The following is a 24,546-nucleotide window of genomic DNA, read 5'->3' on the forward strand; positions in this document are numbered from 1 at the left end:
CGGGCCTGAGTGGACCGGGCCGGGCGGAGCCGTGTGGTCCGCCCGGCCCGGTCGGGTTATTTCGCGAGCTGCTTCAGCCAGCGCTTGGCCTGCGCCCGAACGTTCTTCGGCGCGGTGCCGCCATAGGACACCCGGCTGCCGACGGATTTCGACACCGAAAGGACGCCGAACACCTCCTGGGTGATGCGCGGCTCGACGCCCTGCATGTCGGCGAGCGACAGCCGGTGCAGCGGCACGCCGCGACCCGCGGCCAGCGCCACGATGCGCCCGGTGACGTGGTGCGCCTCCCGGAAGGGCAGGCCGAGCACCCGCACCAGCCAGTCCGCGAGATCGGTGGCGGTGGAATAGCCGGCACCGGCGGCCGCCTTCATCTTCGCCTCGTCCGGGACCATGTCGCGCACCATGCCGGCGGTGGCCGCGATCATCAGCGACAGGGTCGAGAGCGCGTCGAAGGCGCCTTCCTTGTCCTCCTGCATGTCCTTGGCATAGGCCAGCGCCAGGCCCTTCATCACCATCAGCAGGCCCGAGAAGGCCCCCGCGATGCGCCCGATCTTGGCCCGCACCAGCTCGGCGGCGTCGGGGTTGCGCTTCTGCGGCATGATGGAGGAGCCGGTGGTGAAGCGGTCGGAGAGCTTCAGCAGCCCCACCAGCGGCGAGGTCCAGATCACGATCTCCTCGGCGAAGCGGGAGAGGTGCATGGCGCAGATCGAGGCCGCCGCCAGCGTTTCCAGCACGAAGTCGCGGTCGGAGACGGAGTCGAGGGAATTGGCTGTCGGCCTTTCAAAACCAAGGGCCGTTGCGGTAGCGAAACGGTCGATCGGGAACGAGGTTCCGGCCAGCGCCGCGGCGCCCAGCGGGCATTCGTTGAGCCGGGCCCGGGCGTCGCGCAGCCGGCCGCGGTCGCGGCCCAGCATCTCGACATAGGCCAGCAGATGGTGGCCGAAGGTCACGGGCTGGGCGGTCTGGAGGTGGGTGAAGCCGGGCATCACCGTGCCGGCATGGTCCAGCGCCTTCTGCGCCAGCGCGCGCTGGAGGTCGGCGAGCTGGGCATCGAGCGTGTCGATGGTGTCGCGCACATAGAGCCGGAAGTCGGTCGCCACCTGGTCGTTGCGCGAGCGGGCGGTGTGGAGCCGCCCGGCGGCGGGGCCGGCGAGGGCGGCGAGCCGGGATTCCACATTCATATGAATGTCTTCCAGGCTGCGCGAGAAGGTGAAGCCGCCGCTCTCGATCTCTGACAGGATCGTGTCTAGACCGGCTCCGATCTTTTCGGCATCACTCCCCGAGATGATGCCCTGCGCCGCCAGCATTGCCGCATGCGCCTTTGAACCGGCGATGTCCTGCGCGTACAGGCGCTGGTCGAAGCCGATGGAGGCGTTTATCTCCTCCATGATCGCGTCGGGGCCGGTTTCGAACCGGCCGCCCCACATCTTGTTGCTCATGCTGACTTTTCTCCGCGAGGCGGGCTCATGACCGAACGACCTGATGACCTTCCGGCGGACACGGCAACGCCGCCGGGCCGGGGGATCACGCGCGGTCGCTTCGCCCTGATCGTTTCCGCAGCGCTGGTGGCGGGCGTGGCCGTCGGGCTTGCTGGCGTATACGGGATGGGAGGGGCGGGGCGCAACGCCGATGCGTCGGGACCGCTCGCGGTGGCCGATTCCGGCGTGGCTGGTCAGGCCGGTGAGGTGGACAGTGAGTGCGGTGCGGCCAGTGAGACCGCCCGCCGGCTGCAGCCGCTGGTCCGCGGCGAGGTGGCGGCCTTCGCCCCCACCCTGACCCCGCGCCGGGTGCCCGACCTTGGCTTCCAGGATGCCAGCGGCAAGCCGATGACCCTCGCCGCCCTCGATGGCCGGCTGCGGCTGGTGAACATCTGGGCAACCTGGTGCGCGCCCTGCCGCAAGGAGATGCCGGCGCTCGACAGGCTGCAGGCCGAACTCGGCGGCCCGGCCTTCGCGGTGGTGGCGGTGAATGTCGATACCCGCGACCCGCAGAAGCCGCACGACTTCCTGGCCGAGACCGGCATCCGCAACCTCGCCTTCTATGCCGACCCCAAGGCGCAGGCCTTCCAGGACCTGCGCGCCGCCGGGCGCGGCTTCGGGCTGCCGACGACGCTGCTGGTCGACGGCAAGGGCTGCGAGATCGGCTTCCTCGCCGGCCCGGCGGACTGGGCGGGGCCGGATGCGCTGGCGCTGCTGCGCGCGGCGCTGGACTCCTCCGCCGCCCCTGCCGCCCCGGGCGGCTGAGCCCGCCGCAGGCCGGAGAGCCGCAGGGCCGGTGGCCGGTATGGCGGCCCGCCCGGCGCGGGCCCGGCGCCGCGGCCCGTCCCAGCCCCTCCGCCACCGCGAAGCGCCGCCGTCCGGCGGCGCGACCTTAAACACGCCCCCGCCGCTCCCGCTTTTCAGGCGGTGGAACGGCGGCTGCGCCAGCGCAGCCGCCAGCGCTCCCGCTTGCCGTCCAGCGCGGCGGGGGCGGTGCCTTCCTCCACCGGGCGGTAGGCGGCGGAGCCTTCCGGCGGGTAGGCCAGGGTGTCGGCGAGGCTGGTGATGTCGGAGCGGTGCAGCTCCGGGAAGGGCAGGTTGCCCTCGGCCCGCCAGAGCTGCACCTCGCGTTCGGCGGCGGCGCGCTTTTCCGCGTCGAGCGGCAGGTCCTCGGCGCCGTAGCCGAGCTCCGCCGGCAGGGCGAGCTGCACGCCGCAATCGGCCAGAATGCCGAGGATGCGCAGGTTGAGGTCTTCCTGGATGGCGAGCTGCTCGTGCTCGTGGGTGGTGAGCAGGGTGGCGTCGATGTCGATGTCGAAGGAGAAGTCGCCGAAGCCGACGAAGCGCACCCAGCAGGGATCGTGCGCCACCTTGGGGTGGGCCAGCAGCAGCTTGCGGATTTCCACCAGCACGAAGCGGAGCTGGTCGATGGAGGTTTCCTGCCGCAGCTTCAGCACGGTGTGGTAGCGCATGCGGTCGGAGCGGGTGATGTTCTCCAGCACCATGCCGGCGAAATCCGAATTCGGCACGGCGATGAGGGAGCGGTCGCGCGAGCGGATATGGGTGGAGCGCATGCCGATGTGCTCCACCGTGCCGATGTGCTCGCCGAACCGGCACTCGTCGCCGACGCTCACCGGGCGGTCGGCATAGAGGGTGAGGCCGGAGAGGAAGTTCTGCAGCGTCGGCTGCGCCGCGAGCGCCACCGCGAGGCCGCCGATGCCGAGGCCGGTGATGACGCCCTCATAGGGCACGTGCAGCACCTCCGCGAGCATCAGGAAGCCGATCAGCACCACGATGACCCGGCCCACGCCGGACACCAGCGAGATCAGCGTCTCGTGATAGCCCACCAGGTTGTGGCGGCGGCGGTAGCGATCCGCGATGTCGCCGACGATCTGCCACAGCACCGGCACCGCGCCGACCACGATGCAGGCCCAGGCGAACGCCTTCACCGGCGCGCCGATGATGTCGGGCAGGCCGAGCGGGCGCAGCGCGATGATGAGGAACAGCCCGAGGAAGATGAGCCGCACCGACCACGCCACGATGCGCACGAAGCGGGCGGCGGGATTGTTGCCGCGCAGGCTCAGCAGCAGCCACTGCAGCAGCGCGTTGGAGAGGAAGCCGACCAGCACGCCGGCGAACAGCGCGAAGGCGAGCAGCCACCACTGCCAGCGCTCGATCGGCCCGATGCGCGCCAGCAGGCGCGGGTCGAGCTGGCGGGCCACGGTGCGGGCGACGAAATAGGGGTCGTCGCTGGCGAAGGCGGCGAATTCCGGCGCCACCGGCATGTCCTCGATATCGGCATAGAGATCGCGCACATGGCTGAGGGTTTCGGGGGTGAAGCGCCAGACGGTGGCGCCCTCGACCTCCGAGGGGCCGATCACGATGTTGCCGGCGGGGTGCTCGAAATAGACGAAGGCGGCCTTCGCCCTCGGGTCGTCCGGGATTTCCTGCCAGTAGACATAGCCGATGCGGTCCAGCACCTTCTTGAGGTAGCGGGCGAGCAGCGCCGCCTCGTCTTCGCGCACCGCCGGGTTGTAGTTGCGCATGTCGAGGGTGCTTTCCGGCGGGGCGTTGAAATCCTCGCTCAGGGCGCCGAGCAGCACCTTGAAGGTATCGCGCGGCGAGGAAAGCCTGGAGGGATCGCGCACCGGGTCGCGGCCGAGGCCGCGGGCGGCGTCGAATTCCGCCAGCTTGCGGCGCAGCGCGTCGGTGGGCTGGCCGACCATGAACCACTGGCCGCGCTGGCGCACGAAGCCGAGATCGAAGCTGGCGGCGGTGCCGAACTGGTGCAGCGTCACGGCGACGGCGTCGCTGTCGCCGGTGTCGTGCGGCACGTCCCACAACCGGAAGGTGGTGCGGTCGATGACGTCGTAGAGCAGCCGGACATAGCCCGGCATGTCGAGGCCCTGGCGGGCCTGGGCGTCGACCAGCACGGTGCCCTCGGCCCGGCCGACCAGCGCCATGCCGCCGCCGGCGCCGCGGGTGACGCCGTCGGCGCCGCTCTCGTTCATCGCCTGCAGGAAGCTGCGCAGCGCCATCATCGGGCTGGTGCGGTCGATGCGGATGGCGGTGAAGGCGGCGGCGTCCATGCGCACGCCGGTCCACCATTCCGCCTGGCCGGTGGCCAATCGGCCCATGAAGCTCTGGCCGTCGGGGGCCTGGACGAAGAGGAAGTCGCCGGAGCGCCCGTTCTGGGTCCAGCGCCCGGTCAGCTCGTTGCCCTGGGCATGGGCGACGATGGTGCCGTCATAGAGCGGGTAGGTGCCGGTGACCTCCGCGCCGTTCTGCTGGAATTCGATCAGCGCGCCGCCGCCGCGCCATTTGGTGTTCCACGCCCCCTGCCAGTTGGCGACCGGCGTTTCCGCCCGCGCCACGGGGGCGAGGCAAGCCGGTGCCGCCAGTGCCAGAAGGGCGAGAAGAAGGCCCCGGAACGCGGCGGGAAACCACCGGGCGCGGGAGGCGCTCCCGCCCGGGCGGCGGAACGAGGGGGAAGCGGCAAGCTGCATCGCGGCATCCAGCGTCGGCGGCGAATGACCCGGCCGGCGGGCCGGGAGGAGGTCGATACCTATTCCTAGGGGCGCCCCGGTCCGGTGCAAAGCCCGATCTCGCCGCAGCCGGCGCCTTCCGCAGAGGTCTGCCGGCTGCCGCGGCGTCGCATCGGGCGGCGCGGCGGTGCCGGGTTCCGCCGGCTCCCTACCCCGGTCCCGTGGGCGGCGTCGGGTGGCGCTTTCGGGTGGCGCCGTGCCGCCGGAACGACTAAGAGGCAGCCTCACGCGTTGCAGGAGCCTGCCCATGCCCGGAGCCGAGCCCGTTTCGCCGCCCGGGCACGCGGCGCCGCCGGCGGGCCCCGGCGCACCCGGCGCGACCGCTTCCGGCGCGCCTTTCCCGGCCGGCCCGCAGCCCATGGCCCCCGCCGACTGGGGCGCGCTGGTGCTGCTCTCGATGATCTGGGGCGGCTCCTTCTTCTTCGGCAAGGTCGCCATCGCCGAGATTCCCCCGCTCACCATGGTGTTCGCGCGGGTGACCATCGGCGCGGCGGCGCTGTTCCTCATCGCCCGGCTCACCGGCGCCCGGCTGGCGCTGGACCGCCGGCTCGCGGCCGAGTTCGCCCTGCTCGCGCTCATCGCCAATGTGGTGCCGTTCGGGCTCATCGCCTGGTCGCAGCAGCACATTCCGAGCGGGCTGTCCTCCATCCTCAACGCGGCGACGCCGCTTTTCACCGTGCTGGTGGCGCAGGCCTTCACCCGCGACGAGAAATTCACCGCCGGAAAGCTGGCGGGGGTGGCGCTGGGCTTCGTGGGGGTGGCGGTGATGATGGGGCCGGCGCTGCTCGGCCAGCTCGGCGGGCAGCACCTCGCCGCCCAGCTCGCCGCCCTCGGCGCGACCGTCGCCTATGGCTTCGCCAGCGTCTATGGCCGGCGCTTCCGCGCGCTGCCGCCGCTGGCGGTGGCGATGACGCAGCTCGCCTTCTCCAGCCTGCTGCTGCTGCCGGCGGTGGCGGCGGTGGACCAGCCCTGGCGGCTGCCGCTGCCCTCGCCGAAGGTGATGGGCGCGCTGGCGGGGCTTGGCGTGCTCTCCACCGGCATCGCCTATATCCTGTATTTCCGCATTCTCGCGCGGAACGGGGCGACCAACATCTCGCTGGTCACCTTCCTCGTGCCGGTGAGCGCGATCCTGCTCGGCGCGCTGGTGCTGGGCGAGGCGCTGGAGCCCCACGACGCCGCCGGCTTCGCGCTGATCACGCTGGGGCTGGCGGCGATCGACGGCCGGGCGTGGCGGTGGTGGCGCGGCGGGTGAGGCCCCGCCGGACCGGGCTCTCGTCGCGCGGTGGAGCGCCCCCCGATGCGCGCCGCGCCCGGCACCGCCCGGGACCCTGCTGGCCGCGATCATCGCCGGGCATCCCGCCGGCCTGCATGACGGCATCGGGCTGACCGAACGATAGGCCACCCTGCGGGCGGCCCGGCCCGCTCATCGCGGTCCCGACGACCCGCCGGCACGCGCCGGTTCGCGCCATCGACCCGATGTGTCCTGTGATGCCCATGGGTTGAGAGAGAGCCCTCGCCCCCCATGCGGGGGCGTGGGTCGCAACGTGGCGTGGCGAACCGCCTCCTGCGGGACGTGGCTGTTCCTCCTCCCGGGCTAGACCGGCGCGAGGTGACCCATCCCGCCGGCATGATAGCGCTGCTGCGCCGCCCGGATTCCGGCGGCGTCGTTCATGATGAAGGGGCCGTCCGCGACCACGGGCTCATCCAGCGCGGCGCCGGACAGAACCAGCACATGGGCCGGGTGCGCCGTGGCGGCGAGGCGCAGATTGGCGGCATCGGCGACGGCGATGGCCGCCTGGCTCGGCAGCGCACGCACGGCATCGTCGACGGCCAGCTCGACCGCGCCGTCCAGACAATAGAGGACGGTGTGATCGCCCTTGCCGAGAGGGACGCGGACCTCGGTGGCAATGCGTGCGTCGAGGATTCGATAGGGTTCGGCCGGGGCGATGGCTGAGGCCAGATCGCCATATCGGCCGACCAGCACGCGGACGCGATTGGCGGCTTCATCGGTCCACACCGGCACCTCCTCCGGCTGGAGGTACATGGTTCTGGGCGCCACCACCTTGTTGCGGGCGCTGAGGTTGACGTAGATCTGGGCGCCATGCAGCTCCCGGCCCGGGATGGCCGGCACCTCCTGATGCTGCGCTCCCTTCCCCGCCTGCAGCCAGACGATGCCGCCCGGCCGGATGTCGAGGTCATTGCCGAGGGAGTCGCGGCTGCGCAGCGCGACCGGGGAATCCTCCAGCACATAGGTGATCGCCGAGAAACCGGCATGCGGGTGCGGCCCGAACGGGGCGCCGGAGACACGGAAATCGTCGAGCAGCGCGAGCGGCGAGGCCAGTCCCTCCAGCCGCTGGAGATCGATGGCGTTCACCGAGAAGGTGGTGCCGCTCCGATGCCGGCGGGCGTTCTGGACCCTGGAGATTCGAGGAGCCATTGGGTTCACCTGGGAGGAGAGAGGCGGCCGCCGTCCTGACGGCCGCCGGAAGCGGCAGGGGCGCGCGGCGGACGCGGGGGAGGCGGGGGACGCGGGTCTTGCCGCGCCCGCGGGCTCAATAGGCCACCCCGATCTGGGCGCGGTGACGGGTGGGGTGCTCGATCTCGTCCAGCACCGCGCGGGCGTAATCCGGGCCGCTGATGGCGGAGCGGCCGTCCGCGTCGAACAGGGCGACCTCGTCGCCGACGCGGTAGCGGCCCAGATCCTCGCCCGGCATCCAGGAGGAGAACTCCATGGCCGGCGACACGAACAGCCAGTCGAGGCCGCTCGTGTCGGCGAGAAGATGGCTGAGGACCTCCATGTTCTCCTTCGCCTCGATCACCACCGCCTCCGGCACCTCCGGGGGAAAGCTCTCGGCTTCGATCATGCGGGGGCCGCCCGCCGTGCGCCGGAGGCAGGAGAAGCCGCCGACCAGCACCAGCCGGGCGCCGGCCTGCCGTGCCTGCCCGGCAAGGCCGGCATAGGCCTTCGCCAGCGTGCCGGCGTTTTCGGCGCGCGGCGAGACGGCGCCGACGACAACGTCCGCCTCACCGAGGGGGAGCGTGTCGCGGAGCAGGTCGGCGGCGACATGGGTGACACCCTCCACCGTCTCGGCCGGGACCGAACGGCTGATCGCCGTGACGGCATGGCCGCGCTTCGCGGCCTCCCGCAGGATCGCCGAGCCGGCATAGCCCGTGCCCCCGACGACGGTGATCTTCTTCAGCGAGGTCATGGAAGGTCCTTTTGGTTGTCGCTGCAATGGCGGCCGTCGCCCGGCAGCGGGAGGCGCCCGCGGTGCAAAGGGATGATCGGCGCGGGAAAGCGGGAAGCACGATCGGGAGCCGTGCCGGCGAAAGCGGATCGCCCGGCGTGCAGGGCGGTCATCGCCCGCCATTCCGCGGCGGGATCGCCGCGGAGGGAATGGATGTCATGGCCGGAGGGCGGGCACGGGCGCGGCCTCCGGCCGGTCGTCAGACGGCCAGACGCTCGGCCGCCTCGAGCGCGCCCTTCAGCGCCCGGTCGCGCTGCTCGGGCCCCAGGGCCAGACCTTCGGCGTGGAGAAAGGTGATGTCGGTGATGCCGATGAAACCGAAGAAGGTCGCGAGATAGCGATCCTGCAGTTCATAGCTGGCGATGGGCGAGTCCGGGCCGTAGAACCCCCCGCGCGTCGAGGCGACGATCACCTTGCGCCCGCCGGCCAGTCCCGAAGGTCCGTTGGCGCCATACTGGAACGTCCTGCCCGCGATCGCGAGCCGGTCCAGCCAGGCCTTCAGATGGGTGGGCACGGTGAAGTTATACATGGGCGCGCCGATCACCACCGTATCGGCGGCCAGAAACTCGTCGACCAGCGCGTGATCAGCGAGATCCGCCAGCGTGAGATGTGGCAGGGCATCGGCCGCCAGATCGCGGTAGATGACCTCGGCACCGGGATGACGGGCGATCAGATGGCGGACGACGGCCGCCGTGATCTTCCGGCTGGAGCTGGCCTCGCCAGAGATGCTGCTGTCGATGTGAAGGATGTTCATCAGGGCCTCGCGGTATGAAAAAAGAACCGAGGCACTCTAGATAACCGCATGGGAATCGTTCACAAGACGGCACATTTGCGAGCCTGACACACATGGATGTAACCACATGGCCGGTCTGCCCGAGCTTGGACTTGAGCAATTCGACCCGGAGAGCGCGCGTTGTCAGGGCGTCAGCGGCGTGTTGCAGCGCGTCGGCGACAAATGGAGCGTGCTCATCGTGGCGATCCTCGCCGCGGGCCCCCGGCGCTTCTCGCAGCTGCGCCGGGAGATTCCGGCCATTTCACAGCGCATGCTGACCCTCACGCTGCGCAGCCTGGAACGCGACGGCCTGGTTTCGCGCACGGTGACGCCGACCATTCCGCCGCGGGTGGACTACGAACTGACGACGCTGGGACATTCGCTTCAGCAGCCGGTTCTGGCGCTGGCGCAGTGGGCCGTCGCGCACCTGCCCGAGATCGCGGAGGCGCAGGCGCGGTTCGACACGACCCGGGAGCGCCCGCGCTGAGGGGGCGGCTCCCCGCATGCGGGGAAGATCAAAGGCGCCGGCGTACCCGCCTCAGCGCGTCGGCACCGGCTTTTCGCCGCGGTAGTCGTAGAAGCCGCGCTGGGTCTTGCGGCCGAGCCAGCCGGCCTCGACATATTTCACCAGCAGCGGGCAGGGCCGGTACTTCGAATCGGCCAGCCCCTCATGCAGCACCTGCATGATCGACAGGCAGGTATCCAGCCCGATGAAATCGGCGAGCTGGAGCGGACCCATCGGGTGGTTGGCGCCGAGCCGCATCGCGGTGTCGATGGCGTCCACCGAGCCGACGCCCTCATACAGCGTGTAGATCGCCTCGTTGATCATCGGCAGCAGGATGCGGTTGACCATGAAGGCCGGGAAATCCTCCGACACCGCATAGGTCTTGCCCAGCCGGGTGACGAAGCCCTTGGACAGCTCGAAGGTCTCGTCCTCGGTCGCGATGCCGCGCACCAGCTCGACGAGCTGCATCAGCGGCACCGGGTTCATGAAGTGGATGCCGATGAAGCGCTCCGGCCGGTCGGTGGTGGCGGCCAGCCGGGTGATGGAGATGGAGGAGGTGTTGGTGGCGAGGATCGCCTCCGGCTTCAGGTGCGGGCACACCTCGGCGAAGATCTTGCGCTTGATCTCCTCCTTCTCCACCGCCGCCTCGATGACGAGGTCGACCTCGCCGAGCCCGGCATAGACGTCGGCGCCGGTGATGCGGGCCAGCGCCTGCTGGCGCTCCTCGTCGCCATAGAGCCCCTTGGCGACCTGCCGCACCATGTTGCCGTTGATGGTGGCGAGGCCCGAGCGGATGCGGTCGGCCGCGACGTCGTTCAGCACGACGTCATAGCCGGCCAGCGCGCACACATGCGCGATGCCGTTGCCCATCTGGCCGGCGCCGATGATGCCGATGCGCTTGATCTCGAATGCCATGGTGCCCGCCTGAGCTCTTCCGATCCGGGGCCGGCGGCGGGCGGGGTGCCCGTCGCGCGGCGGCGTCGACAGTATATAGAACGGCCGTCAGCTTTTGGCCTTGGCAATTTCCGCGGTGAGCGCCGGCGCCAGCTCGAACAGGTCGCCGACCAGGCCGTAATCCGCCACCTGGAAGATGGGGGCCTCCTCGTCCTTGTTGATGGCGACGATGACGCGGGAGTCCTTCATGCCGGCGAGGTGCTGGATGGCGCCGGAAATGCCGAGCGCGACATAGAGGTCGGGCGCCACCACCTTGCCGGTCTGGCCGACCTGCCAGTCGTTCGGGGCGTAGCCGGCGTCCACCGCCGCGCGCGAGGCGCCGACCGCCGCGCCCAGCGCGTCGGCCAGCGGCTCCACCACGGCGTGGAAATTCTCCGCCGAGCCGATTGCCCGGCCGCCCGAGACGATGAGCCGCGCGCTCGCCAGCTCCGGCCGGTCGGTGTGGGCGATGGCTTCGCCGACGAAGCGCGACAGGCCGGGGTCGGCGCCGGCGGCGACGGCGCGAACCGGGGCGGCCCCGCCCGCCTCCGCCTCGGCGAAGGCGGCGGCGCGCACGGTCAGCACCTTCACCGGGTCGGCGGACTGCACGGTCTGCACCGCGTTGCCGGCATAGATGCTGCGCTCGAAGGTGTCGGGGCCGAGCACCTTCTGCACGTCGGAGACCTGCATCACGTCGAGCAGGGCGGCGATGCGCGGCAGCACGCTCTTCCACCCCGCGGTGGAGGGCGCCACCAGCGCGCCATAGCCGGCGGCGAGTTCCACGCCGAGCGCGGCGACCGGCTCGGCGAGGCGGTGGGCGTAGAGCGGGGCGTCGGCGAGCAGCACCTCGCGCACCCCGGCGAGCCCGGCGGCGGCCTGCGCCACGGCGGCGCAGCCGCTGCCCACCACCAGCACATCCACCGGCGCGCCGAGCGCGAGCGCGGCGGTCAGCGCCTTGGCGGTGACGGGGTTGAGGGTGGCGTCGTCATGCTCGGCAAAAAGCAGGGTCGCGGCCATGGTCAGAGCACTCCCGCCTCGGTCTTCAGCTTCTCCACCAGCTCGGCGACCGAGCCCACCTTCACGCCGGCCTTGCGGCCCGGCGGCTCGGCGGTGTTCAGCACCTTCAGCCGCGGCGCGAGGTCGACGCCGTACTCCTCCGGCGCCTTCTCGGCGATCGGCTTCTTCTTCGCCTTCATGATGTTGGGAAGGCTGGCGTAGCGCGGCTCGTTGAGCCGCAGGTCGGTGGTGACGATGGCCGGCAGGTTCAGCGCCACGGTCTGCAGCCCGCCATCGACCTCGCGGGTGACGGTGAGCGCGCCCTCGGCCACCGCGACCCTCGAGGCGAAGGTCGCCTGCGGCCACCCGAGCAGGGCGGCGAGCATCTGGCCGGTCTGGTTGCAGTCGTCGTCGATGGCCTGCTTGCCGAGGATGACGAGGCCGGGCGCCTCCTCCCCGACCACGCCCTTCAGCAGCTTGGCGACCGCGAGCGGCTCGATGCCGGCTTCCGTGGTCTTGACCCAGATGCCGCGGTCGGCGCCCATGGCGAGCGCGGTGCGGATGGTCTCATCGGTCTTGGCCGGGCCGATCGAGACGGCGACCACCTCGGTGGCGATGCCGGCCTCGCGCAGCCGCAGCGCTTCCTCCACCGCGATCTCGTCGAACGGGTTCATCGCCATCTTGACGTTGGCGAGTTCCACGCCCGAGCCGTCCGGCTTCACGCGGATCTTGACGTTGTAGTCGACCACCCGCTTCACGGGCACCAGTATCTTCATCGCGAAACTCCCGCCTCCCGTCTCCGCGCCGGGCCGGCTGCGCCCGGGAAGGGGGCTCCGCGCCGGAATCGGGCGCCGTGCCGGAGCTTCCCGGCCAAAGCTTGCCCGGATAGCGCATCGTTCGGGAAAATCGGCGGCAACGTATGGGGGGTGCCGGGGGCTGTCAACGTGGCGATTCGGCGGGTGGCGGCGGGGTGCCGTCGCGCGTGGTGACCCAGAGTTGCACGCCCCGCCGGCGCATCGGAATCACCAGCAGCCCGCCGGCGATGAGCCCGCCGAGATGGGCGAGCCAGGCGGTGCCGTCCTGGTCGTTGGCGACGAGGTTCCAGAGCTGGAACACGATCCACGCCCCGATCGGCCAGATCGCCGGCAGGCGCAGGGGAATGCGCATCAGCACCAGCACCCAGATCCGCACATTGGGGTGCAGCATCGCATAGGCGCCCACCACGCCGGAGACGGCGGCGGAGGCGCCGATGAGCGGCACCTCGGAGGCGGGGTGGCCCAGCGTGTGGACGATGGCCCCGGCGATGCCGCACAGGAAATAGAAGGCGAGGTAGCGCACATGGCCGAGCGCGTCCTCGACATTGTCGCCGAACACCCAGAGGAACGCCATGTTGACGATGATGTGGCTCCAGCCGCCGTGGAAGAACATGTAGCTGGCCAGCGTCAGCTCCGGCGGCAGGTGGCGGAAATCCTCGGGCAGCACCGCCATGTGGCTCAGCACGGCGGGAATGGTGCCGAAGGAAAAGGCGGTCGTCGCCTCGATGCCGCCGGTCCAGCCGCCCTGCACGAAGAGGAAGACGAGCACGTTGGTCGCGACCAGCGCCCACGTCACATAGGCGTGGCGGATGCGCTCGAAGGGGTTCTCGTCATTCAGCGGCAGGAACATGCGGGCGAATCTCGGCGGCGCGGCGGCGCCCTCGCCGGACTGTGGCGCCGAACGCGGGGGAACACCAGAGCAACATCGCACCGCGCGCGGCGTATGCCGGCCTCGCCGCCGTTCCCGGCCGCTGTCGCGGGGATCAACGCCCCGCGGCGGGGTGTTTCCCGTGAATCACCCGCGAGGTTCCGGCCGCCCGGCCTCGCCGCGCCGCTTCGGGGGCGCCGGCTAGTCCCGTCCCGCGGCGGGCACCCACAGCACGTCGCCCGGCCCGTCTTCGGCATTGGCGAAGCGGCTGGCGACGAAGAGCAGGTCGGAGAGCCGGTTGAGGTAGCGCACCGCCGGCGGACCGACGACCTCGCCCGGCACCTGGGCGAGGGCGACGGCGAGCCGCTCGGCCCGCCGGCACACGGTGCGGGCGACATGCAGATGCGCCGCCGCCGGGCTGCCGGCCGGCAGCACGAAGGAGCGCAGCGGGCCGAGGCTGGCGTTGAAGCGGTCGATGTCGCGCTCCAGCCGCTCCACCTGCCCCGGCACGATGCGCAGAGGCTCATAGGACAGCGGTTCCCCGGTCTCCGGGGTGGCAAGGTCGGCGCCGAGGTCGAACAGGTCGTTCTGCACCCGCGCCAGCACCCCATCCAGCTCCGGCAGCGCCGCCAGATGCAGCCGGGCGACGCCGATGGCGGCGTTGGTCTCGTCCACCGTGCCATAGGCCTCGATCCGCAGGTCGGATTTCAGCCGGCGCGCGCCGCTGCCGAGCGCGGTGGTGCCGTCGTCGCCGGTGCGGGTGTAGATGCGGTTGAGCACGACCATCGGGGTCTCTCCCAGGGGCGGCCGGCGGAGGCCGGAAGGGGCGAACAGGGGGGCGGGCGAAGCGGGGGCGGGCGGCGCGGTGCCTTGCCGCGGCGGGTATGGTGGCGCGATACGGCCCGCCGGGCCCGGCGGATCAGCCGCGGTGCATCAGCCAGATGGTGGCGAGCACGAAGCACAGCGCCACGAACTGCAGCCCCACCCGCCAGCGCATCAGCTTCTGCGAGCGCTCGGGCGGGCCGCCCCGCACCAGATTGGCAAGGCCCAGCAGCAGCACGATCGCGACGGCGCCGAGCGCGATCGGCAGCACCACGAATTTGGCGAGGGTGATGAGGTCCATGGCATGCTCCAGCCGGCCCGGCCGCGGCGGCGGCCTCAGTTCAGTCCCACGATGGCCGCGTTGAGGGCGGTGGCGTAGCTGACCCAGCCGAGATAGGGCACCAGCAGCCCCGCGGCGATGCGGTCGATGCGCGCGCAGGCGAGGATGGTGGCGAGGATCGCCGCCCACAGCAGGACGACGACGACGAGCCCGGCCGCCGGCGCGTGCAGGGCGAAGAACACCGGCGACCACAGCGCGTTGAGCGCGAGCTGGAGCAGCCACAGGCCGACGGCGCGGCGGCGCGCGGGGGAGGGGGCGTTGCGGTCCCACAGCCGCCACAGCGCCACCGCCATCAGCACGTAGAGCGTGGTCCAGGCGATGGGGAAGGCGGCGTTCGGCGGGGTCCAGCCGGGCTTGGCGAGGCCGGCATACCAGCCGCCGATCTCCGGCGTGGTCGCCATCGAGCCCACCGCCCCGACCGCGAGGCACAGCCCGACGCACAGGACGAGGCGGAAGAAGGACAGCGTGCTTTTCATCGTTCGGTCTCCGCGCGGTGTACGCGGCGCGATCATAGACGGATGATCGGCCGGCGCACCCCCGCGCGCGGGACCGCCGGTTCAGGCGGCGAGATGGCGCTCGATCTCGTAGACCGGCAGCTTGACGAGGTCGCGGTCGACCTCGGCGGAGATCGCCCCCGCCAGGGCGCGGCTGTAATGCGGCCGCAGGATGCCCAGCGCCCGGGGCGGGGCGACGAGGATGACGTCGCGGGTCTCGCCGCCGGTCACCGCCCGGTCCAGCGTCTCGGCGAGGCGGGTGAGGAAGTCGTGCTCGGCCTGCTCGTGCAGGTCGGTCTCCTCCACCGCCGCCCGGGCGGGGCCGGCGGATTCGTGCACCCGGCCGGGGCGGCCGCCGCCCTGCTCGTGGGCCGGCGGGTTGCGCTGCTCGCGCACCTCGCGGGTCCGCAGGTTGGGGAACCTGGCGTCGCCGCCATTGACGAGGATGAGCGCCTTGCGGCCGTCGCACACCACCACCCAGGCTCCGGCGGCGATGGTGACGGGGACATGCGGGCTGGTCATGGGCCGATCTCCTCGGGCTGGTGGGGCGGGTGTTTCCGCTTCCTTCCCGGTAAGGGAGCACGGCCCGGCCGGCCGCACCTTGACCTCCGTCAACCCGCCGCGCCAACGCGGGGGCCGCGTCAGGGCCGCGTCAGGGCCGCGTCGGGGCCGCGTCGGGGCGGCGTCGGGGCGGCGTCAGGGTCGCTGCTCGCGGGCCCGGCGGATCGCGGCGTTGAGTTCGCCGCCATACACGAAGATGGAGGCGGTGGTGTAGAGAAAGACCAGAGCGATCATCACCGACGCGAGGCCCGCATAGGTGGTGACGTAATTGCCGGCGAACTCGGCGAGGTAGCGGCCGAAGGCGGCGCCGGCCATCAGCCACAGCGCCAGCGTCACCAGGATGCCCGGCGCCACCTGCGACAGCCGCCGCCGCCCGGCCGGCAGCCACATATGCGCCACCAGCAGCGCCACCACCAGGATGACCGAGGTGGCGGCGTAGCGCAGGAAGGTGATGATCCAGCCGAAGGGCTGCAGCGCCGGCACCCATTTCAGCGCCGCCAGCCACAGCACCGGGCCGAGCACCACGAGGAAGGACAGCGCCAGCAGCCCGCCGGCGCCGACCAGCACATAGCCGATCGATTCCAGCCGCAGCAGGTACCACGGCCGGGTCTCGCGCACGCCATAGGCGCGGTTCAGCCCGATCCGCAGGCTCTCGATGCCGTTGGAGGAGAAATACACCGCCAGCATCACGCCGAAGGTGAGCGCGTCGGTGCGCACCCGGGTGAGCACGCTGCGGATCTCGTGGCCGATCGGCCCCGCCACCTGCGAGGGCCAGGCCTCCAGCAGAAGCTGCACGGTCTCGTCGGCGAGGTTCTTGAAGTCGAAGAAGGCCGCCAGCGCGGTGACGAAGATGAGGAACGGAAACAGCGACATCAGCGCCGACAGGGCGATGTGGCTGGCGATCGCCCAGCCATCGTCCTCGACGAAGCGCCAGAAGGCGTCCATGACGATGTCATAGGCACGCAGAAGCAAACGCCCGCTCCGAGGCTGGAGAACACGGTCCGCGCTGACATCGGACGTCGCGTGGAAAATGGCAAGCCCGGCGCGGGAAAAGCTGGCCCGCCGGGCGGCAAAGCCACCATCGGGTGGGGCCGGGCAGGTCCGGGGCCGGCGCTCGACGACAGGGACGGGAAGGCACGGCGCGCCAGGGGTAGGACGGTGCGCCCTAGCGGTTGCCAGGCGGACACATCCTCCACCTCGCCGGCACGGAAATGGTATTGTCCTGCGGTGCGAATGCAAGGGGTGGCGTCCGCCGCCGCCCTCGCGGGATGCCGCCATTGGCGGCGCCGCGCCCGCGCCGGCCGGACGATGCCGACGGCGTCCCGCACGAGGTCGCCCCCGCCGCGCCCGCCCGCCTCGCCGGTCGAGGCGAGGAACCCGCCGGCACCGGCGAGGCGACGTTTCCGCGCGGTGTCCGAGCCATGGTCCCGCGGGGAGGCGCTGCGGCACGTGCCGAAGGTCGCGGCGCGCCGGCGCCGCAGGCCGGGCGAAATGGGTGGTCCCGCCGGGTGCGGGGCTGTGATAAGCAGGGCCGCCCGCCGCCGGCGGGCCCGCATTCCTGTATCCGGCATTCCCCCAACCGAGGCTCGACCCCCATGTCCGCGACCCATTCCCTCTCCTCCGGCAGCTCCGCGACGCCCCTGCGCGCGGTGCCGCCGGCGGACGCGGGCGAGGATGTCGCCGCGCTCATGGCCGACATTGGTGCCCGCGCCCGCTGGGCCGCGCGCGCCCTCGCCCTCGCCAGCGCCGCCCAGAAGGCGGAGGCGCTCCACGCCGCCGCCCGCGCCATTCGCCAGCGCGCCGAGGATATCCTCGCGGCCAACCGGCAGGACGTCGAGGCCGGCCGCGCCGCCGGGCTCAGCGCCGCGCTGATCGACCGGCTGGTGCTGACGCCGGCCCGCGTCGCCGCCATTGCCGAGGCGGTGGACGAGGTGGCGGCGCTGCCCGACCCGGTCGGCCGCGTCACCGAGCGCTGGACCCGCCCGAACGGGCTGGTGATGGAGCGCGTCACCACCCCGCTCGGGGTGATCGGCGTGATCTATGAGAGCCGGCCCAACGTCACCGCCGATGCCGGCGCGCTGTGCCTGAAGGCTGGCAACGCCGTGATCCTGCGCGGCGGCTCCGACAGCTTCAATTCCAGCCGCGCCATCCACGCCGCCATGGCCGAGGGGCTGGCCGCCGCCGGCCTGCCGGAGGACGGCATCCAGCTGGTTCCCACCCGCTCGCGGGCGGCGGTGGGCGAGATGCTGGCCGGGCTCGGCGGCCATCTCGACGTCATCGTGCCGCGCGGCGGCAAGAGCCTCGTCGCCCGGGTGCAGGCGGAGGCGCGGGTGCCGGTCTTCGCCCATCTGGAGGGCATCGTGCACGTCTATGTCGACGCCTCGGCCGATCTCGGCAAGGCGCTCGACATCGTGCGCAACGCCAAGATGCGCCGCACCAGCGTGTGCGGCTCGGCCGAGACCCTGCTGGTGGAGCGCCAGGCGGCGGAGAGCCACCTGCGCCCGCTGGTGGCCATGCTGCTCGACGCCGGGTGCGAGGTGCGCGGCGAGGCGGACATCGCCGCGCTCGACCCCCGCATCGTGCCGGCGGTGGAGGCGGACTGGACCACCGAATATCTCGACGCCATCATCTCGGCGAAGCTGGTCGACGGGCTCGACGCCGCCATCCACCACATCGAGACCCACGGCTCCCACCACACCGACGCGATCATCACCGAGAACCCGGAGGCGGCCCGCCGCTTCATGGCCGAGGTCGATTCCGCCATCGTGGTGCACAACGCCTCCACCCAGTTCGCCGATGGCGGGGAGTTCGGCTTCGGCGGCGAGATCGGTATCGCCACCGGGCGGATGCACGCGCGCGGCCCGGTCGGCGCGGAACAGCTCACCTCCTTCAAATACCGGGTGCACGGCACCGGCCAGACCCGGCCGTGACCGCGGGCGGACGCGCCGTCCGGTGAGCGGGGCGGGGGAGTCCGGGCAGCTCGCGCCCGGTGTGGCGGCTGGCACGGAGGCGGCCGGCGCGGCGCTGTTCCGCGTGCCGCCGCTGGCAGACGGCCTGCGCGTCGGCCTCTATGGCGGCAGCTTCAACCCGGCCCACGGCGCCCACCGCGCCGCCAGCCTGCTCGCCGCCCGCCGGCTCGGGCTCGACCGGGTGTGGTGGCTGGTCAGCCCGGGCAACCCGCTGAAGGACAACCGCGCTTTGCCCCCGCTGGCGGAGCGGCTCGCGACCGCCCGCGCGGTGGCCGCCCACCCCGCGCTGGTGCCCACCGGGCTCGAGGCCGGGCTCGGCACCCGCTACACCCACGACACGGTGGCGGCGCTGGTGCGGCGGTTTCCCCGGGTGCATTTCGTGTGGCTGATGGGCGCCGACAACCTCGCCAGCTTCCACCGCTGGCAGCGCTGGGCCGATCTCGCCCAGCTGCTGCCGATGGCGGTGGTGGACCGGCCGGGCCAGACCTTCCGGGCCATGGCCTCGCCGGCGGCGCAGGCGCTCGGGCGCTGGCGGCTGCCGGAGAGCGACGCCGCCAGCCTGCCGACCCGTCCGGCGCCGGCCTGGGTGTTTCTCCACGGCCTCAAGGACCCGCTCTCCTCCAGCCTGATCCGGGCCGGCGGGGCGGCGGCGCAGAGGGGAGCCGCACCGCTTCCCGCCCTCGCGGCGGACCCTGACCTACCCGCGCCGGGCGAGCCGCCGCCGCCGCTCCCGCGGGGGTAGAGGCGGCCCGCGCGGGGGCCGGCGTGGTATTCCACCTCGGGGCAGTTGAAATCGGGGGGTCGAAAGCCTTATCTTAAGGTCCGGTCACGCGGGCGGAACTTGCCGCCGGCGGCCAACAGAGAGGATAAGGACCCCTGTCCATATTGGCGCTCTCCGCAGACGCCCCGACACCGGCATCTGCACCGATCTCCGAGCCGCGTTATGACGCGGAGGAGATCCTCGCCCTCGTTCTCGCCCGCCTCGAAGACGACAAGGCCGAGGACGTCGTGTCCATCGAACTGCGCGGCAAGACCACGATCGCCGACTACATGGTGGTCGCGTCGGGCCGTTCGCAGCGCCATGTCGGCGCGCTGGCCGAGCACCTCGTCGAGGCGCTCAAGGAGCGCGGCGTCGGCGGCGTGCGGGTCGAGGGCCTGCCGGCCTGCGACTGGGTGCTGATCGATGCGAGCGACGTGATCGTCCACGTGTTCCAGCCGGAAGTCCGGGGCTTCTACAACATCGAGAAGATGTGGTCGGGGCTGCGTCCCGAGGCCGCCTCGCCCCCGCGCGGCTGATCGCCCGGTGCGTCTTCTGATCGTCAGCGTCGGCCGGCTCAAGGCCGGGCCGGAACGCGAGCTGTGCGAGCGCTATGTCGAGCGTACCCGCAAGGGCGGGCGCGCGCTCGGCCTCAGCGGCCCGGACGTGGTCGAGGTCGCCGAGAGCGGCGCCCGCCGGCCGCAGGACCGCATGGTGGAGGAGGCGGCGGGCATCGTCGCCGCGCTGCCCGAGGAGACCGCGGTGATCGCGCTCGATCCCGGCGGGGCCGAACTCTCCAGCGAGCGGCTGGCCGAGGATGTCGCGGCGCTGCGCGACCACGGCGTGCGGGCGCTGAGCTTCCTGATCGGCGGCGCCGACGGGCTCGGGCCGGAAGCGCGGGAGCGGGCGGACCGCATGGTTTCGTTCGGCCGTGCCACGTTTCCGCACCAACTCGTGCGCATCATGCTCGCCGAACAGCTCTACCGGGCGACCACCATCCTCGCGGGGCATCCCTACCACAAGGCCTGAGGGTCGCCTTCGGGGTATGGTTTACCAGAGCTTAACGCCCCCTCGGTTCTTCTGCCCCCATGCGCCCGACCGTCCGCCCCCTGCTTTCCTCCCGCGTTTTCGCCGGGTGCCGGCTGATCGCCGCGCTGGCGGCGCTGGCCGTGGGTCTCGTCGTCCCGCCGGGCCTTGCCGGGCCGGCGGCGGCGCAGGAGAACCCGGCCGCCGCCGGGGTGGCGCCGGGCGAGACCGGATCGGCCCCGGGCGATTCGCCCGCCGCGGCCGACCCCCGGGTCGAGGACGGCGGCGGCCTGACCCCGGACGAGGCCGCGCCCGACGCTGCCGCCCCGGATTCCTCCGCGTCCGACAGGTCCGCTTCGGAGTCCTCCGCTCCCGTCCCGTCCACCCCCGCGCCGCCCGCGACTCAGGCGGCCGCGCCCGTCTCGCCCGCGGCTCCCGCTGCCGCATCTCCGGCCGCCGCCGCCGCTCCCGCAGGCACGCCGCAGGAAGAACCGCGCCAGCGGATGGAGAAGCTCGACGCCGAGCTGAAGGGCAGCGCCCAGGAACAGGCCCGGCTCAAGGCCGAGATCGAGGCCACCAAGGGCGACCGCGCCAAGCTCGCCGCGGCGCTGCTGGAGACCGCCGGCCGCATCCGCGAGGTCGAGGGCAAGCTCGACGCCAGCGAGCAGCGCCTGCTCCAGCTCGGCCGCGAGGAGAGCGACATCCGCCAGTCGCTCGACGGCCGCCGCAAGGAGCTGGCCGGCGTTCTCGCCGCGCTGGTGCGGCTCGGGCGCCAGCCGCCGCCCGCCCTGCTGGTGCGGCCCGACGACGCGCTGAAGTCGGTGCGCTCGGCCATGCTGCTCGGCGCGGTGCTGCCGGAGCTGAAGGCCGACACCGACCTATTGGTCAGCGAGCTGACCTCGCTCGCCCGGGTGCAGCAGCAGGCGGCGGCGGAGCGCGACGCTCTCGCAGAATTGAAAACGGCGATGGGCGAGGAACAGCGCCGGCTGAACGCCCTCATCGCCGAGCGCCAGCAGAACCAGGAGGCCGGCGAGGCCGCGCTGGCGCAGGAGCGCCAGCACGCCGCCACGCTGGCCGCCGCCGCCCGCAACGTGCGCGAGCTGATGGACCGGATGGAGAGCGAGATCGCCACCGCCCGCCGCGCCGCGGAGGCCGCCCGCGCGGCGGAAACCAAGGCGCCGCAAGGCTCGGCCGGGCGGCTGGCGGCGCTGAAGGACCCCGGCCGGCTCTCCCCCGGCATCGCCTTCGCCGAGGCCCGCGGCACCCTGCCGCTGCCCGCCGGCGGCGCGGTGCTGAAGCCCTTCGGCTCGAATGACGGCTATGGCGGCGCCGCCAAGGGGGTGACCTTCGCGACCCGCCAGGAGGCCCAGGTCTCCGCCCCCTGCGACGGCTGGGTGGTGTATGCCGGCCCCTTCCGCTCCTACGGCCAACTCTTGATCATCAATGCCGGCGGCGGATACCATATTCTTTTGGCGGGAATGGATAAGATAACGGTGGAGCTGGGCCAGTTCGTGCTTTCGGGTGAGCCGGTGGCGGTCATGGGCAAGGGACCGCAGCTCGTCTCCGCCGGCAGCCTTGGAACGGCCCAACCGATTCTTTACGTCGAGTTTCGTAAAGACGGTAATTCGATCGATCCATCGCCATGGTGGGCGACGAGCGAAAGCGAGAAGGTACGCGGATGATGCGTAGGACGTCAGTGTTTCTCTTTGGCGCGGCGGCCGGTGCCCTGATCGCCGTCGGCGCCACCCAGCCAAGGCTCGTCTTCGGCCCGGAGTCGGCCTTTGCCGCCGCATCGGACACCTATCGGCAGCTCAACCTGTTCGGCGACATCTTCGAGCGCGTGCGCGCCGACTATGTCGAAAAGCCCGACGACGCCAAGCTCATCGAGGCGGCGATCAACGGCATGCTGTCCTCGCTCGACCCGCACTCGACCTACATGGACGCGAAGAACTTCCGCGACATGCAGGTGCAGACGCGCGGCCAGTTCGGCGGCCTCGGCATCGAGGTCACCATGGAGGACGGCCTCGTCAAGGTGGTCTCGCCGATCGACGACACCCCCGCCGCCAAGGCCGGCGTCCAGGCCGGCGACCTGATCGCCAAGCTCGACGACCAGGACGTCAAGGGCATGACGCTCAACGAGGCCGTGGAGAAGATGCGCGGCGCCGTGCAGACGCCGATCAAGCTGACCATCATCCGCAAGGGCTCGGACAAGCCGATCGAGCTCACCCTGATGCGCGACGTCATCAACATCAAGTCGGTGCGCGGCCGGGTCGAGGACGGCGATATCGCCTATATCCGCATCACCTCCTTCAGCGAGCAGACCGCCGAGGGGCTGAAGAAGGCGATGGAGGACCTCACCGCCCAGATCGGCGAGGACAAGCTCAAGGGCTACATCATCGACCTGCGCAACAACCCGGGCGGCCTGCTCGACCAGGCGGTGGAGGTGTCCGACACCTTCCTCGACCGCGGCGAGATCGTCTCCACCCGTGGCCGCAACGCCGACGAGACCGAGCGCCGCAACGCCCGCCCGGGCGACCTCGCCAAGGGCAAGCCGGTCATCGTGCTGGTGAATGGCGGCTCGGCCTCGGCCTCGGAGATCGTCGCCGGCGCGCTACAGGACCACAAGCGGGCGACCATCCTCGGCTCGCTCTCCTTCGGCAAGGGCTCGGTGCAGACCGTCATCCCGGTCAGCGGCAACGCCGCCATCAAGCTGACCACCGCGCGCTACTACACCCCGTCGGGCCGCTCCATCCAGGCCAAGGGCATCCAGCCCGACATCGAGCTGGTGCAGGATGTGCCGGCCGACCTGAAGGAGAAGGCCGAGGCCGCCGGGGTCGACACCACCCGCGGCGAGGCGTCGCTGAAGGGCCACCTGAAGAACGGCGAGGACGAGAAGACCGGCTCGCCGGCCTATGTGCCGCCGGACCCCAAGGACGACACCCAGCTCAAGCTGGCGATCGACCTGATGCACGGCGTGCAGAAGAACGCCGCCTTCCCGGCCGACCCCAAGGCCGCCGTGCCGAACTGAGCGGCCGACATCCTTCCATCCGCCTTCCCGAAGCCCCGCCCCCCGGCGGGGCTTCGTCGTTTGCGGCGGGCGCCGCGGTGGCCGCGCCCTGCGGCCGCCGTCCCGGGGGCTTCGCCGCGAATGGCGGTGTCAGCGCCGGGCTGCGGCACTTGCCGGGCCCGGCCGGCGCGGCGTTAAGCAATCCTTAACCCTGCGGGCGGAGATTCCATGACACCGCCGCTCGCCGGCGCGGGGGCCGCCATCGCGCCGCAGGGTGCCCGGCTTCCGCCAAGATTGTGCCTTGGTCGGTGGCGATAACTGCCCATCGTTCATGGGAAACCGCTGAGATGACCGAGTACGACAGCTTCCTGGGAGCCGACACGGCCCGGCGCGACCGCGTGCTCAACGGCGTCGCGGTGGCGGTGTTCGGGGTCACCGGCTTCGCCATCCTCGCGGGCGGCGCGGCGTGGTTCTGGCTGCGGCCGGTCTCCACCGAGCGCCCGGTGGTGGAGCTGGCGCCCGCCATCTCCTCCGTCCCGCTCGACGCGCCGGTGCTGCGCCGCGACCACGATGCCGAGGCCGGCGACGACGGCATGGGCGGCCCGTCCGGGCCCTCGGTCACCATCATCGACGGTGCCACCGGCGAGCACCAGACCATCGTGTTCGGCCCCGATCTTGACGGCGCCGACGGCACTCCCGATACGGTGGCGCGCTGATCCCGCCACGGCCGGCCGCCCCCGCCCCGACACGCGGCTGTCGCTGACGCCCGCGAGGATCGGCCGCCCGGAGCCGGGCGTCCCCCGTCCTACCCGGAGTGCTGCCGTGACCCCCTTCGACCAGTTGCCCTATCGTCCCTGCGTCGGCGTCGTGCTGGTGAACCGTGCCGGCCTCGTCTTCATGGGCCGGCGTCTCGGCGGCGCCGAGCATGTCGACGCCGAGCATTCCTGGCAGATGCCGCAGGGCGGCATCGACGAGGGCGAGGACCCCGCCGAGGCGGCGCTGCGCGAACTCTATGAGGAAACCAGCGTCCGCTCGGTCCGCCCCCTCGCCGAGGCGCGCGACTGGCTGGCCTACGACCTGCCCGAGCCGATCGCCCGCGAGGCGTGGAAGGGGCGCTACCGCGGCCAGAAGCAGAAATGGTTCGCCTTCGCCTTCACCGGCACCGATGCCGAGATCGACGTGGCGACGCCCGGCGGCGGCGCGCACAAGCCGGAATTCGTGGAATGGCGGTGGGAGCGGCTGGAGAACACCCCCTCTCTCATCATCCCGTTCAAGCGCTCGGTCTATCATGAGGTGGTGCGGGAATTCGCGCCCCACATCGCGGCCTTCCGCGGTGCCTGAGCCGGCCGCGACCGCTGGCGGCGCCTACCTTAAAAAACCCGTCGTCAACCTTAAAAAAGCGCGAACGAA

25 protein-coding genes are annotated in these 24,546 nt (G+C 71.8%); 11 read left to right on the forward strand and 14 right to left on the reverse strand.

What is annotated here, in order from left to right:
* Nucleotides 1-56: 56 nt before the first annotated feature.
* On the reverse strand, nucleotides 57-1,439 hold the full coding sequence (gene argH, locus KHC27_RS01845; protein ID WP_213334320.1) for an argininosuccinate lyase: 1,383 nt from the start codon (nucleotides 1,437-1,439) through the stop codon (nucleotides 57-59).
* A 27-nt stretch (nucleotides 1,440-1,466) separates the two neighbouring features.
* Between argH and tlpA the strand changes: the two genes are divergently transcribed.
* A complete protein-coding gene (gene tlpA, locus KHC27_RS01850) occupies nucleotides 1,467-2,243 on the forward strand; it encodes a thiol:disulfide interchange protein TlpA (RefSeq protein WP_213334323.1) in 777 nt (258 codons plus the stop codon).
* 155 nt (nucleotides 2,244-2,398) lie between these two features.
* Here tlpA and KHC27_RS01855 read toward each other — a convergent pair whose 3' ends face one another.
* On the reverse strand, nucleotides 2,399-4,984 hold the full coding sequence (locus KHC27_RS01855; RefSeq protein WP_213334325.1) for a mechanosensitive ion channel family protein: 2,586 nt from the start codon (nucleotides 4,982-4,984) through the stop codon (nucleotides 2,399-2,401).
* Between the two features lie 397 nt (nucleotides 4,985-5,381).
* Here KHC27_RS01855 and KHC27_RS01860 point away from each other — a divergent pair, with 397 nt between their 5' ends.
* Nucleotides 5,382-6,275: a DMT family transporter gene (locus KHC27_RS01860; RefSeq protein ID WP_246518670.1), complete on the forward strand. Its 894-nt coding sequence runs from the start codon at nucleotides 5,382-5,384 to the stop codon at nucleotides 6,273-6,275.
* Nucleotides 6,276-6,617: 342 nt separating this feature from the next.
* On the opposite strand, the gene KHC27_RS01865 is transcribed toward KHC27_RS01860, so the two are convergent.
* The 3 genes from KHC27_RS01865 to KHC27_RS01875 form a co-directional block, all read right to left on the reverse strand.
* The gene (locus tag KHC27_RS01865; RefSeq protein ID WP_213334329.1) at nucleotides 6,618-7,460 is read right to left on the reverse strand and encodes a pirin family protein; all 843 of its coding nucleotides are present in this window, start codon (nucleotides 7,458-7,460) and stop codon (nucleotides 6,618-6,620) included.
* A 115-nt stretch (nucleotides 7,461-7,575) separates the two neighbouring features.
* A complete protein-coding gene (locus tag KHC27_RS01870; protein ID WP_213334331.1) occupies nucleotides 7,576-8,232 on the reverse strand; it encodes an NAD(P)-dependent oxidoreductase in 657 nt (218 codons plus the stop codon).
* A gap of 238 nt (nucleotides 8,233-8,470) precedes the next feature.
* Nucleotides 8,471-9,025 (reverse strand): FMN-dependent NADH-azoreductase, encoded by a 555-nt coding sequence (locus tag KHC27_RS01875; protein ID WP_213334333.1) that lies wholly within the window; start codon nucleotides 9,023-9,025, stop codon nucleotides 8,471-8,473.
* 106 nt (nucleotides 9,026-9,131) lie between these two features.
* On the opposite strand from KHC27_RS01875, the gene KHC27_RS01880 reads away from it, so the two are divergent.
* A complete protein-coding gene (locus KHC27_RS01880) occupies nucleotides 9,132-9,530 on the forward strand; it encodes a winged helix-turn-helix transcriptional regulator (RefSeq protein WP_213334336.1) in 399 nt (132 codons plus the stop codon).
* 51 nt (nucleotides 9,531-9,581) lie between these two features.
* On the opposite strand, the gene KHC27_RS01885 is transcribed toward KHC27_RS01880, so the two are convergent.
* The 9 genes from KHC27_RS01885 to KHC27_RS01925 all read right to left on the reverse strand — a co-directional run bounded on the left by KHC27_RS01885 (nucleotide 9,582) and on the right by KHC27_RS01925 (nucleotide 16,322).
* Nucleotides 9,582-10,463: a 3-hydroxybutyryl-CoA dehydrogenase gene (locus tag KHC27_RS01885; RefSeq protein ID WP_213334339.1), complete on the reverse strand. Its 882-nt coding sequence runs from the start codon at nucleotides 10,461-10,463 to the stop codon at nucleotides 9,582-9,584.
* Between the two features lie 87 nt (nucleotides 10,464-10,550).
* Nucleotides 10,551-11,498, reverse strand: a complete 948-nt coding sequence (locus KHC27_RS01890) for an electron transfer flavoprotein subunit alpha/FixB family protein (protein ID WP_213334342.1) — start codon at nucleotides 11,496-11,498, stop codon at nucleotides 10,551-10,553.
* A 2-nt stretch (nucleotides 11,499-11,500) separates the two neighbouring features.
* A complete protein-coding gene (locus KHC27_RS01895; RefSeq protein WP_213334345.1) occupies nucleotides 11,501-12,253 on the reverse strand; it encodes an electron transfer flavoprotein subunit beta/FixA family protein in 753 nt (250 codons plus the stop codon).
* A 163-nt stretch (nucleotides 12,254-12,416) separates the two neighbouring features.
* Nucleotides 12,417-13,142: a rhomboid family intramembrane serine protease gene (locus KHC27_RS01900; protein WP_213334346.1), complete on the reverse strand. Its 726-nt coding sequence runs from the start codon at nucleotides 13,140-13,142 to the stop codon at nucleotides 12,417-12,419.
* 219 nt (nucleotides 13,143-13,361) lie between these two features.
* The gene (locus KHC27_RS01905) at nucleotides 13,362-13,946 is read right to left on the reverse strand and encodes a cob(I)yrinic acid a,c-diamide adenosyltransferase (RefSeq protein ID WP_213334347.1); all 585 of its coding nucleotides are present in this window, start codon (nucleotides 13,944-13,946) and stop codon (nucleotides 13,362-13,364) included.
* 133 nt (nucleotides 13,947-14,079) lie between these two features.
* Nucleotides 14,080-14,283 carry a twin transmembrane helix small protein gene (locus KHC27_RS01910; protein WP_213334348.1) on the reverse strand — a complete coding sequence of 68 codons (204 nt, stop codon included), beginning with the start codon at nucleotides 14,281-14,283 and terminating at the stop codon, nucleotides 14,080-14,082.
* 35 nt (nucleotides 14,284-14,318) lie between these two features.
* Nucleotides 14,319-14,798 carry a TspO/MBR family protein gene (locus KHC27_RS01915; RefSeq protein WP_213334350.1) on the reverse strand — a complete coding sequence of 160 codons (480 nt, stop codon included), beginning with the start codon at nucleotides 14,796-14,798 and terminating at the stop codon, nucleotides 14,319-14,321.
* Nucleotides 14,799-14,879: 81 nt separating this feature from the next.
* A complete protein-coding gene (locus tag KHC27_RS01920; RefSeq protein WP_213334352.1) occupies nucleotides 14,880-15,338 on the reverse strand; it encodes a baeRF12 domain-containing protein in 459 nt (152 codons plus the stop codon).
* Nucleotides 15,339-15,512: 174 nt separating this feature from the next.
* Nucleotides 15,513-16,322, reverse strand: coding sequence for a YihY/virulence factor BrkB family protein (locus KHC27_RS01925; protein ID WP_213334515.1), 810 nt, complete (start codon nucleotides 16,320-16,322; stop codon nucleotides 15,513-15,515).
* Between the two features lie 743 nt (nucleotides 16,323-17,065).
* Here KHC27_RS01925 and KHC27_RS01930 point away from each other — a divergent pair.
* From KHC27_RS01930 to KHC27_RS01965, 8 genes are all read left to right on the forward strand, one after another.
* Nucleotides 17,066-18,307 carry a glutamate-5-semialdehyde dehydrogenase gene (locus KHC27_RS01930; protein ID WP_246518707.1) on the forward strand — a complete coding sequence of 414 codons (1,242 nt, stop codon included), beginning with the start codon at nucleotides 17,066-17,068 and terminating at the stop codon, nucleotides 18,305-18,307.
* Nucleotides 18,308-18,368: 61 nt separating this feature from the next.
* The gene (locus KHC27_RS01935; RefSeq protein WP_213334519.1) at nucleotides 18,369-19,088 is read left to right on the forward strand and encodes a nicotinate-nucleotide adenylyltransferase; all 720 of its coding nucleotides are present in this window, start codon (nucleotides 18,369-18,371) and stop codon (nucleotides 19,086-19,088) included.
* A gap of 143 nt (nucleotides 19,089-19,231) precedes the next feature.
* Entirely contained in the window at nucleotides 19,232-19,642 is a 411-nt protein-coding gene (gene rsfS / locus KHC27_RS01940) for a ribosome silencing factor (RefSeq protein ID WP_213334357.1), read from the forward strand.
* Between the two features lie 7 nt (nucleotides 19,643-19,649).
* Nucleotides 19,650-20,132: a 23S rRNA (pseudouridine(1915)-N(3))-methyltransferase RlmH gene (rlmH, locus tag KHC27_RS01945; RefSeq protein WP_213334360.1), complete on the forward strand. Its 483-nt coding sequence runs from the start codon at nucleotides 19,650-19,652 to the stop codon at nucleotides 20,130-20,132.
* A 59-nt stretch (nucleotides 20,133-20,191) separates the two neighbouring features.
* Nucleotides 20,192-21,811, forward strand: a complete 1,620-nt coding sequence (locus tag KHC27_RS01950) for a murein hydrolase activator EnvC family protein (protein WP_213334363.1) — start codon at nucleotides 20,192-20,194, stop codon at nucleotides 21,809-21,811.
* Nucleotides 21,808-23,157 (forward strand): S41 family peptidase, encoded by a 1,350-nt coding sequence (locus KHC27_RS01955; RefSeq protein ID WP_213334366.1) that lies wholly within the window; start codon nucleotides 21,808-21,810, stop codon nucleotides 23,155-23,157. Before KHC27_RS01950 ends, KHC27_RS01955 begins: the two co-directional genes overlap by 4 nt.
* A gap of 326 nt (nucleotides 23,158-23,483) precedes the next feature.
* On the forward strand, nucleotides 23,484-23,852 hold the full coding sequence (locus KHC27_RS01960) for a hypothetical protein (RefSeq protein WP_213334369.1): 369 nt from the start codon (nucleotides 23,484-23,486) through the stop codon (nucleotides 23,850-23,852).
* A gap of 106 nt (nucleotides 23,853-23,958) precedes the next feature.
* On the forward strand, nucleotides 23,959-24,477 hold the full coding sequence (locus KHC27_RS01965) for an RNA pyrophosphohydrolase (protein ID WP_213334371.1): 519 nt from the start codon (nucleotides 23,959-23,961) through the stop codon (nucleotides 24,475-24,477).
* Nucleotides 24,478-24,546: the final 69 nt, after the last annotated feature.

The organism is Ancylobacter lacus (genome assembly GCF_018390635.1).
In the GTDB taxonomy this organism is placed as follows: Bacteria; Pseudomonadota; Alphaproteobacteria; order Rhizobiales; family Xanthobacteraceae; genus Ancylobacter; species Ancylobacter lacus.

Coding starts and splice junctions, on each gene's coding strand:
- KHC27_RS01910 (WP_213334348.1), bottom strand. CDS start 14,283: ATGGACCTCATCACCCTCGCCAAATTCGTGGTGCTGCCGATCGCGCTC.
- tlpA (WP_213334323.1), top strand. CDS start 1,467: ATGACCGAACGACCTGATGACCTTCCGGCGGACACGGCAACGCCGCCG.
- KHC27_RS01875 (WP_213334333.1), bottom strand. CDS start 9,025: ATGAACATCCTTCACATCGACAGCAGCATCTCTGGCGAGGCCAGCTCC.
- KHC27_RS01920 (WP_213334352.1), bottom strand. CDS start 15,338: ATGACCAGCCCGCATGTCCCCGTCACCATCGCCGCCGGAGCCTGGGTG.
- argH (WP_213334320.1), bottom strand. CDS start 1,439: ATGAGCAACAAGATGTGGGGCGGCCGGTTCGAAACCGGCCCCGACGCG.
- KHC27_RS01950 (WP_213334363.1), top strand. CDS start 20,192: ATGCGCCCGACCGTCCGCCCCCTGCTTTCCTCCCGCGTTTTCGCCGGG.
- KHC27_RS01870 (WP_213334331.1), bottom strand. CDS start 8,232: ATGACCTCGCTGAAGAAGATCACCGTCGTCGGGGGCACGGGCTATGCC.
- KHC27_RS01960 (WP_213334369.1), top strand. CDS start 23,484: ATGACCGAGTACGACAGCTTCCTGGGAGCCGACACGGCCCGGCGCGAC.
- KHC27_RS01880 (WP_213334336.1), top strand. CDS start 9,132: ATGGCCGGTCTGCCCGAGCTTGGACTTGAGCAATTCGACCCGGAGAGC.
- KHC27_RS01930 (WP_246518707.1), top strand. CDS start 17,066: ATGGCCGACATTGGTGCCCGCGCCCGCTGGGCCGCGCGCGCCCTCGCC.
- KHC27_RS01885 (WP_213334339.1), bottom strand. CDS start 10,463: ATGGCATTCGAGATCAAGCGCATCGGCATCATCGGCGCCGGCCAGATG.
- KHC27_RS01865 (WP_213334329.1), bottom strand. CDS start 7,460: ATGGCTCCTCGAATCTCCAGGGTCCAGAACGCCCGCCGGCATCGGAGC.
- KHC27_RS01915 (WP_213334350.1), bottom strand. CDS start 14,798: ATGAAAAGCACGCTGTCCTTCTTCCGCCTCGTCCTGTGCGTCGGGCTG.
- KHC27_RS01900 (WP_213334346.1), bottom strand. CDS start 13,142: ATGTTCCTGCCGCTGAATGACGAGAACCCCTTCGAGCGCATCCGCCAC.
- KHC27_RS01895 (WP_213334345.1), bottom strand. CDS start 12,253: ATGAAGATACTGGTGCCCGTGAAGCGGGTGGTCGACTACAACGTCAAG.
- KHC27_RS01855 (WP_213334325.1), bottom strand. CDS start 4,984: ATGCAGCTTGCCGCTTCCCCCTCGTTCCGCCGCCCGGGCGGGAGCGCC.
- KHC27_RS01860 (WP_246518670.1), top strand. CDS start 5,382: ATGGCCCCCGCCGACTGGGGCGCGCTGGTGCTGCTCTCGATGATCTGG.
- KHC27_RS01955 (WP_213334366.1), top strand. CDS start 21,808: ATGATGCGTAGGACGTCAGTGTTTCTCTTTGGCGCGGCGGCCGGTGCC.
- KHC27_RS01890 (WP_213334342.1), bottom strand. CDS start 11,498: ATGGCCGCGACCCTGCTTTTTGCCGAGCATGACGACGCCACCCTCAAC.
- KHC27_RS01905 (WP_213334347.1), bottom strand. CDS start 13,946: ATGGTCGTGCTCAACCGCATCTACACCCGCACCGGCGACGACGGCACC.
- KHC27_RS01925 (WP_213334515.1), bottom strand. CDS start 16,322: ATGGACGCCTTCTGGCGCTTCGTCGAGGACGATGGCTGGGCGATCGCC.